This window comes from Methylobacterium sp. (assembly GCF_028290105.1).
Lineage (GTDB): Bacteria > Pseudomonadota > Alphaproteobacteria > Rhizobiales > Beijerinckiaceae > Methylobacterium.
This window is the reverse complement of record NZ_JAQGKL010000108.1, coordinates 1-14,011: the sequence shown is the minus strand read 5'-3', so window position 1 is coordinate 14,011 and position 14,011 is coordinate 1. Positions and strand designations below refer to the sequence as shown.

The window sequence follows — 14,011 nt, the reverse complement described above, 5'->3', positions numbered from 1 at the left end:
ATCGGACAAATACCTTCGACAAGCTAGCGGCGCGTTTCCAGCTACCGATAGGATGAATGACCCGGGCAGAACGCGCGCCGATCATCCGAAATCTTTCGGATCTCGTGTTCGCCCTCGGGCTCCGTCTCAAGGTCGCCGTGCAGTCACAGGAACGCTCGGGGCACGCGCACCACGGGCCTTTAGGACCACACGCGCAAGATGATCAGCAACCCGACCGGGACCACGAACATCAGGCCGATCGCCCAGTGGATGTCGTTCCGCGCTTTTTTGATCTCGCCTTCCAATGCGTCGATGCGCGCCTCGAAGGCGCGAAGCCTCGCATCGTTCATTCCAGGCTCCCTCTGTTCGATTGACGCCATCGATGGTGAGAGGATCGGACCGTCGCTGTCCAGGGGCGCGGCAGGCCTATTTCGATCCGCGACGCCTTCGCCTGCTCGGGCGGGGCGGTGAAGGCCCAGTTGAGCTCGCGCATGCCGAACAGCATGTACTCCGGGGCTGTGACCATTAAGGTGTCATTGCAAACCGTGAGGCGCATGATGTCGCTGAGCCGTGCGGCTGCCGGTCACCTCCCGGTGACGTAAGACGCGACCTCGATTGTCGAAAGTTCACTGGACGAGGGCATGTGTCCCGCATGGCTTCTTCGGATCGATCGGCATCGTGATGCCTCATGTTGTATGTCGTGAGATTAGCGATCCTGTCGTCAATGCGCTTTCTTCATGCGAAATGGGATTTGAATCTCTGCGGAGACGGGTGACGTCCCCAAATAACCGTGGGAATTAGCTGCACAACATTGGGTCTCTCGCGGACTGCTTCATCACTAATGATGGGTGTGTGTATCGACCGATGCCCGTTCGATGAAAAGTTTTCAACTTCCCTGTGGGAAAGAATTTCCTTTTCAGGTACAAAGATCGTCTACCTGCAAGTGTAAAAATATAACTCAGATTAAATACTGTCATTCTGACGCAGGGCTGCACAAATGCGCTCTTCATCCGTTGACGATGATCCGGCAGACCGAGTGCTGGGTGTTGATCCGGAGATCCAGCGCATGCTGTATGGGCTCTATTTTTTCACCTGCCTCGTTGGTAACCCCGCACATTGCGTCATGCGCGTCCACGCGTTTGACGAGGATATATCGACCCCGCAACAGTGCTTGACGGTGGCGCAGCCGCAGATGGCTCAATGGCAGAACCAGCACGGTGACCGCTGGCGCGTGGAGAGCTTCCGTTGCGGAAAGCCCCCGAGGGACCGCGGAAATCGTGTTTGATGCTGAAGTGTCCCCAAGCCTTGCAGTCCGGCCCGCGCCGAACCCAACTTTTCGGGCTTTGACCGCGTGATTGGCGAAGGCTCGGAGCGTCACGCCGCGCAAGGGTGCACGTTGCATCCCCGGCCGGCATGTCTCACCTTAGGCCGAGGCTCCCGCGTGCCACCGGCTCTGCACTCACGACGGTGTTTCCGCTGCGCGGCACGAGCCGGAAGCGCAGCGTGGCGGGCCCCGGCAGGTCTGCGATCGTGATCGCGCCGGGGCGCGGCTTGAAGCGAACGTCGCTGGCCTCCGGGCCTTCGAGTTGCCAGTTCGGCGGAATCTCGATGGTGAGCCCCCGCACTGGGCGCTTGGGAACCACTCGGATCGTCACGCTGTCGCCCTCGCGCTTGGCATCGAGGCTGATGCCGTCCCGGGCGGCCCACCAGGCGCCGAACTCGTCCACGCTTCCGAACCAGGCCCGGCCCTGCAGGGCTTTGGTGAGGCCCCTGGCGAAGTCGAGCTTGTGTCCGAGGATGTTGGGGTGGATCAGCACCGAGTAGAGGCCCCCGTCGCGGGAGATCTTGCGCGCGACCTCGAGAGACTGCGCCAAACGCATACCCATCAGCGGTGTCCGCTCGTCCTCCACGGTGAGCGGGAACTCGAAGATGTCCGTCTCCGCTTCGGCGCCACGGCCATAGTTGAGCCGGAGCGGCAGGTGCGAGAGTGCGTTGCCCGCGGTCACGGAGGAGCTGTAGCGGAACCCCGTCGCCTCGAGCGCCTGGGGTAATCCCGCCGGGTAGGAGAGATGTCCCGGACGGTAGCTCACCACCTTCACCGGCGCGGCGAGCGACTCGACGAGGAACTTGCTGACCCGCAATTCACCCAGGATGGTGCCGTCGCGGGCCTGGTCCCGGCTGATCACGATGGGCCGGTAGTCCGGATAGTGTTCCTTCCCGTCGCCCATCGGGAAATCACGGAAGACGGTCGAATGGGCGACCGTATGGCTGCCGAGTTCCATGCCGAGCTCCGTCAGCCGCTTGAGGTGGGCGGCCGACTCGTCCGTCAGGATGATCTCGTCGTTGTAGTCGCGCAGATACTTGGTCTGGATGAAGAACGTGCCCCGGATGCCCTGCTCCCGCAGAAGTTCGGCGTAGGTCACGGCGTTGGGAAGCGACCGGGTAAAGTCGACGTCGAAGGTCATCATCACGGCGAGCGGCTTGCCCTCCGGAACGCGCCCGAGGCTGACCGCCAGCGGTTCGCCCTCGCGCCAGACCTGCCGCAGGAAGCGCAGGACGAGGTCGTTCTGCGGCGAGTACGCATTGACGTAGTCGCGCTCGATATCGGTGCCCCGGGCGTTCTGGCCGATGAGCAGCAGGAAGCCCGGATCGAAGCCGAGGGCGTAGGCGACGCCGCCGCCGGGAAAGCGGCGCCGGGCGATCGCGGCCGCGCCGTCGTCGAACGCGGCGACCGCGTCGAAGGCCTGGCCATAGCCGTGGGTGCCGAGTTGCGCCTCCGCGCTGCGCGCCGGATCCCCGAAGCGGACGGTCTTCTCTTCGGGCTCGTCGAACCCGAGCCAGGTCCGGCTCCCCGCCGAGAAATCCATCGCGAAGCGTTTGCGCGACGCCTGGACGTCGGCGAAGCCGAAGACCTCCTTGAGGCCACCGCCGAGGACGTTGGCCGCGACCAATGTCCCGCCTGAGGTCGGATGAGCGGCGAGACGCCGGAGTTCGTCGGGCTTGAGCACCAGCCCGGACACGTAGGGGTAGACCAGCACGACCTTGTGCCGCAGCGCCTCGGAGACGTCCCGTGTCACCGTGAAGGGGACGCCGAGGCTCTTCAGGCCGTGGACGAGGCCGAGCCAGGCCGATGCCTCGTCGGTGAGAAGGATGGCGAGGCGCGCCGTGTCCCCGCCCTGATAGGTCCGCCAATTCGCCGGAACCGCCGGTTTGACCGTCGATGTCTCGGATGGGCCCGAAAGTCCGGAGAAGATGAAGATCCGCGACCGGTAGTGCAGCACGCCGAGCACCACCGGCGTCAGGAAGACGAGGACGAGGAGGCCCAGTCCGATCCGACGCCACAGGTTGCCCTGCTGATGGGAAGCTTGCTCGCTCATGGCCCGCCGTCATTCACCCTGACGGCGACTCTAGAGGCCACGGATCAACGAGGGGTTAAGCATGCTCCACGCCCTGACCGGTGGGCCTAGCGCGAAGAATGGGACGAGGCACGGACGTTCGACTCAGCCCGCCCGATCCAGCGGAGCGATAGGCTCGCCGGACGGACAACGGCACCGCGCGGCTTCGCTGGGCTTCCTTAAACCGATGCCAATCCTGACATGGGCAGGATCGAGTGTATTGGGTCCGCGCCGGGCTGAGGGGTCGATGAGGACGATGAACGACTCTCAGGCGAAGCACGCGATCGGGAGGGCCGTCGCGCTGACCGTTGCGCTTCAGGCTTTGGCGACCGGAGGCACGGTGATGGCGCGAAACGTCGAAATTCCGGGGACAGCCCACCCTGCGGTCCTGTGTCGCGACGCGGACGGGCGTCTGACGATCGCTGCCGGAGGGTCTGAAACCCAACCAGAGGGCTGCCGGACCATTGCCCTTCCGGTCCCGCCTGGGAGCGTCCGCTGGGCGGGTGCCCTGCCGCAGGCGAAGCCACCGGGGCGCGACCGTCTGGTCCTTTCCGGCACGGGACAGGCGGCTGGCTTCGTGCCGGCGGGCGTCAGCTTCGAGGAACCGCCGCGACCCGCCGCGCGCCCGGCCACTCTTCCCCTCGATCGGCCGCTGATTCCGGCTCTCTCCGTACGGACGTTCGGCGTCGAGGAAAGGGCCATTCTCGGCCGCACCGATGAGTCTGTGACGCTGCGCTGCGGGGCCGGCGACAAGCCTGCCGGGCTCGTCCTCGATCCGGGCCCTGCGCGTCTGCCCGCGGGCGCCGAATTCGCCCTGCACGGGCACGTGACGGGGGATGCCGGTTTCTCCGGAGCCCTCGCCGGCCCGGGGCGCGACGGACGAGCCGTCGGCCTGCCCACCGACGGGACATTCGACCAGATCCCGACGGCAGAGGAAGCAGCGCATTCGTCGTGGTTCGTCCTGGCCTGCCCACCGACCGCCGGCACCCTGACCCTCCTCGACCTGCGGCTCGCGTCGCGGACGCAGAATCCAGGCACCGTGCAGGTCCGGCGATCCGCCTGGGCCTGGCGGCCGCGCCGTTGGCGCGAGGCGCCGGAAGGCCTGGTCGCGGAGGCCTTGGCCCTCGGTGCCGAACGCCTCTTCGTCAGCGTCGAGATCGAGGACGGCGCCCTTGCCGACGAAGCGCGCTTTTCGGAATTCGTCGGGCTCGCGAGGGCGTCGGGCATCGGCGTCGCGGTCGTGGAGGGCGATCCCGGCATGGCGCTGGACGCGGGCAGGGCGGTGGCGATCCGCCGGCTCGGTGCCCTCGTCGCCTATCAGCGTCGAGCGGCCGGGGACCGCCGTCTCGCCGGCGTGCAATACGACATCGAGCCCTACCTCCTGCCGGGATTCCAGGCGGAGCCCGAGCACATCCTGCGCGGCTGGGCCTCGACCCTCGACGGCCTGTCTGCCAACGCCGCAGGGCTCGATCTCGATCTCGTCCTGCCGTTCTGGTTGCCGCTCCATGGCTCCGCCGGACTTGTCCTGCCGACCATCGGGCGCGTCGCCGAGCGCGTCACGGTGATGGCCTATCGCACGACGCCCGCCGACATCCTCACTGCCGCGCAGCCGCTGCTCGATTGGAGCGCCTCCGCCGCACGGCCGCTTCACGTCGCCGTCGAGGCTGGGCCGGTGGGTGACGAGACCGCGCGGACCTACCGCCCCGCGCCGACCGGTGATCTGCTGCTCGTGCCGCAAGCCGGAGGCGACGCCTTGGTGCTCATGCTGGCCGCACCGGTGACATTGAGCGCCTCGGACCGGCTCTACGCCCTGGAGCGTGAGAGCGTGGTTCCCGGCGCGCGCGTGAGTTTTCTGGGTGATCGACGGCGCCTCGACGAAGTGATCGCGCAGATTTTACCCACCCTGTCGGCGTGGCCGAGCTTCTCGGGTCTCGCCCTGCACGGATTGATCGACTGACCGCAAGGCTGTGCCGGACCCTGCGGACGCTCCCGAACGCTTCACCGCGCATTAACTAAGGATAGACAAACCTTACCCGTCGCCAGTCTATCCTTGGAATCACCAGGCCCGACGCCGCCTCGATGCGGATCAGGCCTGGGTGTCAGCGAGTTTGTCGCGTGAATCGCCAGCCATTGCCTCCTCGCCTTGGCGCGATGCGACCCCTCGTGACGCTGGCTCTCGCGTGCCTTTCCGGGGCGATCGCCAGCGGTCCGACCCATGCGCAATCGACCGACGAAGTGACGTTCGAGCGCCTCTTGCGCGAGGGCACGTCCGCCCGCCAGGCCGGGCGCGTGGACGAGGCGATCGCGGCCCTCTCCCGCGCCACGACGCTCAAGCCCGCCGATGTCGATACCCGGCTTCAGCTCGGCCTCGCGCTCTTCGCCAAGGGACGCTTCGACGAGGCGGGCGCGGCGTTCCGCAAGGTCCTGGCCACCTCGCCGGACTACGACGACGCAAGCGCCGGCCTCGTCCGGGTCGCCCTCGCCACCAAGGATCTCGACGGTGCGGAGCGGGAACTCGCCGCCCTGAAGCAGCGCTCGCCCAGCGATCCCGACGTGAAAGCCCTCGATCTCCAGCTCACCGCGGCGCGCAAGCCTGCGCCCGTTGGGGAGCCTCAGCTTCGTTCGAGCGCGGACGCGTCGCCGAGACCGGACGCCCCAAGGTCCGAAACGCCGAAATTGGATCCCCCGAACACCGAGTCGCGGCGCCTCTTCGTCGAAGGCCAGGCCGCGCGCAAGGCGGGCCGTTTCGATGTGGCGATCGCGCGGTTCTCCAAGGTCGTCGCCCTCAATCCCGACGACGTCGACGCGCAGGTGGAGCTCGGCCTCGCCCTCGTGACGCGGCAGCGCTTCGCCGAGGCGCGCGCGGCCTTCCTCAAGGCGCTGGGCAAAGCGCCGACCTACGGCGACGCGCGACTCGGCCTTGCCCGCATCGCTTTCTACGAGAAGCGACCCGCTGAGGCCGCCCGCGAGGTCGGCATCCTGCTCGCCCGCGAGCCCAAGAACCGCGAGGCGCGGGACCTTCAGGCACAGATCGCCCGCGCCACCGCCGACCTCGCTGCGGCGGCGGAGAAGGCCGCGCGCGACCGCGAGGCCCAGCGGATCGAACAGGCCAAGAAGCAGGCCCAGGCCGCCGAGCGTCGCAGCACCGATCAGGCGCGGGCTCTGCGCAAGGCCGGCAAGTTTGCCGCCGCCGAGGCCATCTACCGAACCCTCCTGCGCGCCCATCCGCGTGACGCCGACCTTCTCGTCTCGGCGGGGTCGATGGCGGCTTTTCAGGGCAAGACGCGCTTTGCCGACGCCCGCCGCGACTTCGAGGCCGCGGAGGCGATCAACCCGGATTCCGACGACGCGATCCTGGGCCTCGCCCGTGTCGACCTCTACGAGGGCAAGCTCGACGAGGCCGAACCGCGCATCGCACGCGTGCTCGCTCGCCGCCCCGGGAATACCGAGGCCAAAGCCCTGTCCGCACGGGTGGTTCTGGCGCGTGGCGAACCCGCCGAGGCCGAGGTGATGTTCCGCGAACTGCGCACCAGCCTGCCTGAGGATACCGACATCCTCCTGGGCTTGGGCGATTCCCTGCGTGGCACGTTGCAGGACGACGCGGCCCGCCTCGTCTACCGCGACGCCGCCGCCGTGGACCCTGCCTCGGCCGAGATCAAGGCGCGCGTCGCGCAAGGCATTCGCCCGCGCTGGCGGCTCGACCTCGACGGCTCCCTGAGCAGCCTGACCCGGAGCGGCGCCGATTGGCAGGAGGGCAGCGCCCATCTCGGATACGCCTTGAACGAGCGGACGACGATCTCCGGCGGCATCGAAGTGACGAACCGGTTCAAGATCCTGAACACCCTGCTCGATGCCCGCATCGATCATCGTTGGTCGGATTCGTGGACGAGCTACCTGCGCGTCGGCGGGTCGCCCGACGCCGTCTACAGGCCGATCGTCTTCGCCGAGGCCGGCGGAACGCTGCGCGTCTCCAAGGGCGAGGGTGGGTTCGGCGCGACCCTGCTGACCCTGGATTCCGGTTACGCCAAGTATCTCGCCACCGAGGTCGAGACGGCGAGCCCCGGCATCCGGCAGTATTTCCTCGACGGCCGCCTCTGGGTGTCGGGCAAGGTCATCGGCATCCTCGCCAACTCGCAGGTCACCACGCGCGCACCGGACGGACTGGCCTTCGTGCGCGACCGCCTGGACAAGTTCGGGGGCTATTCGGTCCGGGTCGACAGCATGCCGATGGACCGGCTGACATTGTTCGTGGGTTGGGCGGACGCGCCGGATACGTCCGACGGCCGGGTGATCCCGACCCAGGCGCTCTATGGCGGCGCCGTCTACGACATCGACGAGACCATCAGCGTGAAAGTGTCGGCGGCCCACGAGGACCGGGTCAAATCCTACGATCGCACGAGTGTGAACGTCGGACTGACGACGCGCTTCTGATGGCCCGACCCGTCTGCCCCTTTCGTGAAGTTCCACCGGTTCGCCAGACGCGATGCCCTTACGAAGGCGCAACGTATCCGTGCCAGGGTCGGGCCTTCGGAGATTTCGGGCTTCAAACGTGTTCCTGACCCTCATCTGGGAGATCTCGCTCGGTCTGGCTGCCATTTCGCTGGCGACGATGATGATCCTCATCGTCCTGCGCCTGAAGAGCGCGGGCCGCATCCGTGCCGAGTCCGAACGGCGCGACACCCTGCTCGATCAGATGCTTGAATGGACCGAGACCGGCGATGCCGGCCAGGCCGCCGCGATCACCACAGCGCTGTCGCAGGACACGAAGCTCGCCACGAACCTCCTGATCGAAGTCTTCGAGATCGTGCGTGGCGAGGGCCAGCAGCGGCTCGCCGCCCTGGCGGAAGCGGCCGGGATCGGGGACCGTCTGCGCCGCGACCTCACGGCGGGGCCGGTCCGCAACCGCCTCGCCGCCGCGGAGGGCCTCGCCTGGTTCCCGTCCGCGGCGACCTCGGAGGCGCTCGGAAGGGCCGTCCTCGATCGGCACGACGACGTCAGCTTCACCGCCGCCACGACGCTCTCGGCCCTCGACAGCGATCTTATGTTCGACGAGGCCCTGATCACCCGGCTCGCCCAGGTCAACAGCTCCCGGCGCATCGAGCTCGTCCTCGCCCAGTTCGCGCAGACGCGGCCCGAGGCCTTGCTCCAGCTCGTGGTGGACGCCCACCGCAGCGACCGCATCCGGACCGCCAGCCTCGACGCCCTGACGCAGACCGGAATCGAGGGCATCCTCGAATTGATCCTGTCCCTGGAACACTCGCCGTCGACGGACATGCGGGTCGCCGTCGCGCGCAACCTCGGCAGCCTCGGGCATCCCGAGGGCCATCATACCATCGCCCGCTACCTGTCCGACGCGCGCTGGGAAGTTCGCTGCAAGGCCTCCGAAGCGGTCGGACGCCTGGGCTTGCTCGAACTCGGGCCACAACTCTGCGACCTTCTCCTCGACGACAATTGGTGGGTGCGCCATCGGGCCGGCGAGGCCCTGGCGAAGCTCGGCGACGACGGGATCAACGCCCTGCAGGAAATGGTGGCGCTGGCCGGGCAGACACCCCTCGGCCAGACCGCCGAGCACGTTCTCGCCGAGCGCAGGAGGAGCGCGTGATGGACCTGGCCAATTTCGACATTCCGATGGACGCGATCGTCACGTCGCTCCTCGAGATCGTCCTGCTCATCGTGATCAGCACGGGCCTCCTGCAGAACGGGCTCTACGTTCTGCAACTCGTGCTCGCCATGCGGGAACTGGCGACGCAGCGCCCGGAGAAGCGCGCGAGCCTGCTCTGGCGGCGCTATGCGGAGATCAGCCCTCCGATCTCGCTGCTGGTCCCGGCCTACAACGAAGAGATCTCGATCGTCGATTCGCTGCGCTCGATGCTGGCGCTGAACTACCCCGATTTCGAGGTCATTGCCGTCAACGACGGCTCCAAGGACGGAACCCTCCAGGCGATGATCGACGGGTTCGGTTTGATGCCGATCCTGCGCCACTACACGGAGGTCGTGCCCCACGAGCCGGTGCGCGGGCTGTATGGCTCGCCGCAATATCCGCGTCTCCTCGTCGTCGACAAGGGCAATGGCGGCAAGTCCGATGCGCTGAACGCCGGCATCAACCTGTCGCGGTTTCCGATCTTCTGCGCCGTGGATGCGGATTCCATCCTGGAGAGCGACGCCCTGCTGCGGGCGGTGCAGCCGTTCATCGACGATCCGACGCGCACGGTGGCGGTGGGCGGCACGATCCGCATCGCCAACGGCTGCCGGATCGAGCGGGGACGGGTGCTGTCCTTCGGGCTGCCGCGCAACCTCCTCGCGCTGTTCCAGACGATGGAATACCTGCGCGCCTTCCTGATGGCGCGCCTTGCCTGGAGCCGGTTACGCACCCTGACCATCATCTCGGGCGCCTTCGGATTGTTCAAGCGCCAGACCGTGATCGAAGTCGGCGGCTACAGCCACCGAACGGTCGGCGAGGACATGGAGCTCGTCGTCAAGATCCACCGTCATCTGCGCGACCGGGGCCAGGACTATCAGATCGTCTTCGTGCCCGAACCCGTCTGCTGGACCGAGGCACCGGAATCCTGGCGGGTTCTGGGGCGCCAGCGCAGCCGCTGGCAGCGGGGCGCCCTGGAGACCTTCTTCCGGCACCGCGACATGCTGTTCCGGCCCCGGTACGGCCGCATCGGTCTCCTCGGCTTCGGCCACGTCCTCGTCGTCGACGTGCTGGGGCCGCCCATCGAGGTGCTGGGCTACCTGCTCGTGCCGATGCTGTGGATGCTCGGGCTGCTCTCGGTGGAATACCTGTTGGCGTTCCTGGCGTTGACCTTCGTGTTCGGGATCTTCGTCAGCGTCGCCTCGCTCATCCTCGAGGAAATCGAGTTGCAGCGCGTGCCCCGCGTCATGGATCTCGTCCTGCTGACCGGCATCGCCGTCATCGAGAACTTCGGCTACCGCCAGATCTCGAACCTCTGGCGGCTGCGCGGCATGTGGCAGTTCCTGCGCGGCGTCCAGGGCTGGGGCGTGATGAGCCGCGTCGGTTTCCGGAGCACCTGACGCGACGCGTCCGGTCAGCACAGGGCCGCCCCGAAGTCTTCGTCTCGGACCGGCGAATGCAGAATGCGGATCCGGTCTTCCTGTCGCCGGCCCGTACCCATCCACAGTGTCGTGGGGCCCGACTGTGCAACCTGCCGCAAAGCTTACGGTCTCCTCGGAAGCGGCCGGCTTCAGGTGCCGGACGCGATCCGTTTCCCTGCGGCGCGGATGCAGACTTTGATTTTAATTTAACCACCGGTCTTCTACTTTCCGGGTCGGACCGCCGCTTCGTTGAAGAGCAACGACAGGCAGGGATCGGATGACGCGACGCTCGTTCCATCTGTCCGCATCGGTTTGTGAGGAAGAGACGGTGCATCCGACGATCGATCGCCTTGAAACGCTCTGCCGACTTGCCGCGGCCGCGTTTCGGCCGTCCATCGTCCGGCTGGTCTTCGCCGATCCCGCGCTGAGCCTGTTCGAAGTCCGAGCCGGGACGGATCTCCCGGAAACGGAGGCCGAACGCGAGGCCTGCGCGCGCCTTCGCCGATCCGACTTTCCATCCGAGTTTCACCATCACGCGTCGAGCGCCGAATCGAACCTCGAAACCGCCGGGGCTGTCCTCCGCGCCCGGGCGCCCGTCCGCATGGCGCACGATGTGTCGATCGGCAGCCTCTGCCTGTTCGATACGGCTCCGCGCCGGCTCCGGGCCGCCGAGGCGCGGCGGCTGGTCGATTTCGCCGGGCTGATCTCCGAATGGCCGGACCTGCGGCCCGGCGAATCGGCCGAAACCCGGACCCCATATCGCCAAATCCTCGCGATCGCCGATGAGATGCGTGCGGGAACCGATGCCGACGGCGTCGTCCGTGGTCGCGACAACGAACCCGGTCCGGCGGGGCCGACGGGCTCCCGATCGGGTCGGGACGCCGGGATGCGGATCTGCGACCTCCTGCCCGATCTCTCCCCGTTGAGGGCGCGCGAGCGCCAGATCGCCCACATGGCGCATCACGACGGGCTGACCGGGCTGGTGAACCGGGGCCGCTTTCATTCGTGTCTTGCCGAGTGCCTCGGCCGCCTCGACCGCGATGGCGTCCCGTTCGCCCTGCTCTACCTCGATCTCGATCGCCTCGGGGTCATCAACGAGACCCTCGGCCATCGCACCGGCGATGCGGTTCTGGTCGAGGTGGCGACCCGCCTGCGTGGAGCGCTTGGTGCTGAGGATGTGGTCGGGCGGCTCGGCGGCGACGAATTCGCGATCCTTCAGATCGGGGCCGCCAGCCAGCCCGCGAGTTCGGCTGCGCTCGCCCAGCGCCTGATCGAAGCGGTGACCGTGCCGACCTGGGTCGAGGGCAAGCTCGTCGACATCGGCCTGAGCATCGGGATCGCGGTGGCGCCCACCGACGGGCGCGACAGCCAGATCCTCCTGAAGCGGGCCGACCTTGCCCTGAGCCGCGCCAAGTCCGACGGCCGCAACACCCGGCGTTTCTACGAGACCGTGATGGACGCAGCGGCCGAAGCGAGGCGCAACCTCGAGATCGATTTGCGCGGCGCCCTTTCCCGCGGCGAGTTCGAGGTCTTCTACCAGCCGCTCGTGGATGCGCAGACCGGGTGTCCGACGGGAGCCGAGGCGTTGGTGCGGTGGCGCCACCCGCGCAACGGCCTCGTGTCGCCCGATGCCTTCATCGCGCTCGCCGAGGAGACCGGCCTGATCGTTCAACTCGGCGAATGGGTCCTGCGTACAGCCTGCCGCGATGCGGTTGCCTGGCCCAGCGATCTCGGGATCGCGGTCAACATCTCCGCCGTCCAGTTCCGGCAGGCCCGGTTCGTGGAGGTGGTGATGCACGCCCTGGCGGAGACCGGCCTCGCTCCGGAGCGGCTGGAGCTCGAAATCACCGAAACGGTGCTGATGCAGAGCCTGCCACAGGTGGTCGACGCGCTGCACCTGCTACGCAGACTCGGCGTGCGGGTTTCCCTGGACGATTTCGGGACGGGTTATTCCAGCCTCTCGTACCTGAGGAAGTTTCCGTTCGATAAGCTCAAGATCGACCAGTCCTTCGTCCAAGACCTCGCCGACACGGCCACGGCCTCGATCGTGCAAGCGATCGTCGCGTTGGGGCGCAGTCTCGGTATGACCGTGACCGCGGAAGGCGTGGAAACCGAGCACCAACACGCGACCGTCCGCGATTACGGCTGTACCCATCTCCAAGGCTATCTCTTCGGCCGGCCTCGGGCGAAGGACGACTTCGTGCGGGAGTACTTGTCTGGACGCAACCTGCACGCGGCCTGACACATCCCAGCGGGACTGCTAGGCTGATCGCCACGCAGCGTCCATCGCCCCGATGACCGACGCCCTGATGGACGCATCCCTGCCGCTTCGCAGCGGCGAACAGAATCAGCCGCGATCTCAGGAGACGGGACGACGCGATGTCGAAGCTCTTCGTGCAGCAGCCGCTTCAGCAACGCGCGACCCTGGTCCTCTACCTTGGCACTGTCGCGTTGGCGCTGATCGCGCTGGCAGCCACCCATTTCGCCGCCCGGACGGCTCTGGCCGCACAGCGCGACACGGTCGTCCTGCTCGATCTCGCGCGTGAGCAGCAGGCGCTGGCCCAACGAATAGCCTACCTCGTCCCACGTGCCGCCGAGGGCGATCACGCCTCGGAATTTCAGCGCGGACAGGCCGCCGCTCGTTTCGGGCGGACACATGACCTCCTGCGTCGCGGCGATGCCGCGCTCGGCGTCTCGACGGCCTCCGCCGCGGCGTTCCAGGCCCTCTATACCGAGGGGGACCATCCGCTCGCGGCGGATGTCCAAGGCTTCCTCGACCGGGTTCGCGCCACCGAAAGCGGCCGGCCGCAGGATCAGAAAGCCGGCGAGGGCCCTGACGCGATCGCGCGGTTTGCCGGCGAGTCCTTTCCGAATGGTCTCGACACCATCGTCAAGGCCTATCTGCGCTCGAACGCGGCCGAGGCCGATACGCTCGGGGTGATCGAGCGCGTCTTGAGCGGTCTGGTCCTATTGGCACTTCTGATTCAGGGTATTACCGTTGCAAGGCCGCTCTGGCGCCGGCTCGGGCTCCACGACGAGGAGTTCACGGCCATCGGCATGACGGACCCGGTCACTGGCGCACTTACCGCACAGAGCTTTGCCAAGCGCGCGGTCGCTGAAATTCGGCGCGCCCGCCGCTATCGCAGACCCGTCTCTGTCCTTGTCATCGCCACGGAGTTCTCGTCGGGCACCACAGACCCCAGGGCGATGCGAAGCCTGCACGACAGCCTGTCGGAGATGCTCAGGCCCAGCGACTTCGTCGGCATCGACGACGCCGGCGTCTTCTCGGTGGTCCTGCCGGAGACCGATCTCTATGCGGTGGAGCTCGCCGGCCATCGCATCCTGCGCGAACTCGACAAGCGCCCACTGATCGCCGACGGACAATCGGCGGCGGTCGACGTGCGGATCGGGGCGGCACAGGTCCGTGCCGACGAGGAATTTCCGGACGAGCCCCTGGCGCGTGCGATCGCATCCCTGCGCGAGGCCCGTGCGAAAGGGGGCGACCGCGTAGCGGTGAGCCCACTCCGCCGACCTTTGTCGACGGGTGCGTGACGCGGATACAGGATAGTCGGCGCAGG

9 protein-coding genes are annotated in these 14,011 nt (G+C 67.3%); 6 read left to right on the top strand and 3 right to left on the bottom strand.

What is annotated here, in order from left to right:
• Positions 1-179 precede the first annotated feature (179 nt).
• The 3 genes from JWQ05_RS08345 to JWQ05_RS08335 all read right to left on the bottom strand — a co-directional run bounded on the left by JWQ05_RS08345 (position 180) and on the right by JWQ05_RS08335 (position 3,356).
• Positions 180-329: a hypothetical protein gene (locus JWQ05_RS08345; RefSeq protein WP_299657455.1), complete on the bottom strand. Its 150-nt coding sequence runs from the start codon at positions 327-329 to the stop codon at positions 180-182.
• A gap of 656 nt (positions 330-985) precedes the next feature.
• Positions 986-1,366, bottom strand: coding sequence for a hypothetical protein (locus JWQ05_RS08340; protein WP_299657452.1), 381 nt, complete (start codon positions 1,364-1,366; stop codon positions 986-988).
• Between the two features lie 31 nt (positions 1,367-1,397).
• Entirely contained in the window at positions 1,398-3,356 is a 1,959-nt protein-coding gene (locus JWQ05_RS08335; protein ID WP_299657449.1) for a polysaccharide deacetylase family protein, read from the bottom strand.
• Between the two features lie 742 nt (positions 3,357-4,098).
• Here JWQ05_RS08335 and JWQ05_RS08330 point away from each other — a divergent pair.
• The 6 genes from JWQ05_RS08330 to JWQ05_RS08305 all read left to right on the top strand — a co-directional run bounded on the left by JWQ05_RS08330 (position 4,099) and on the right by JWQ05_RS08305 (position 13,985).
• Complete coding sequence (locus JWQ05_RS08330; RefSeq protein WP_299657446.1) at positions 4,099-5,331, top strand: hypothetical protein; 1,233 nt, start codon at positions 4,099-4,101, stop codon at positions 5,329-5,331.
• A 206-nt stretch (positions 5,332-5,537) separates the two neighbouring features.
• The gene (locus JWQ05_RS08325; RefSeq protein ID WP_299657443.1) at positions 5,538-7,805 is read left to right on the top strand and encodes a tetratricopeptide repeat protein; all 2,268 of its coding nucleotides are present in this window, start codon (positions 5,538-5,540) and stop codon (positions 7,803-7,805) included.
• A 118-nt stretch (positions 7,806-7,923) separates the two neighbouring features.
• Positions 7,924-8,976: a HEAT repeat domain-containing protein gene (locus JWQ05_RS08320; protein WP_299657440.1), complete on the top strand. Its 1,053-nt coding sequence runs from the start codon at positions 7,924-7,926 to the stop codon at positions 8,974-8,976.
• Entirely contained in the window at positions 8,976-10,412 is a 1,437-nt protein-coding gene (locus JWQ05_RS08315; RefSeq protein WP_299657437.1) for a glycosyltransferase family 2 protein, read from the top strand. The genes JWQ05_RS08320 and JWQ05_RS08315 overlap by 1 nt, the downstream gene beginning before the upstream one ends.
• A gap of 622 nt (positions 10,413-11,034) precedes the next feature.
• Positions 11,035-12,675 (top strand): EAL domain-containing protein, encoded by a 1,641-nt coding sequence (locus JWQ05_RS08310; RefSeq protein WP_299657434.1) that lies wholly within the window; start codon positions 11,035-11,037, stop codon positions 12,673-12,675.
• Positions 12,676-12,812: 137 nt separating this feature from the next.
• Positions 12,813-13,985, top strand: coding sequence for a GGDEF domain-containing protein (locus JWQ05_RS08305; protein WP_299657432.1), 1,173 nt, complete (start codon positions 12,813-12,815; stop codon positions 13,983-13,985).
• Positions 13,986-14,011 lie beyond the last annotated feature (26 nt).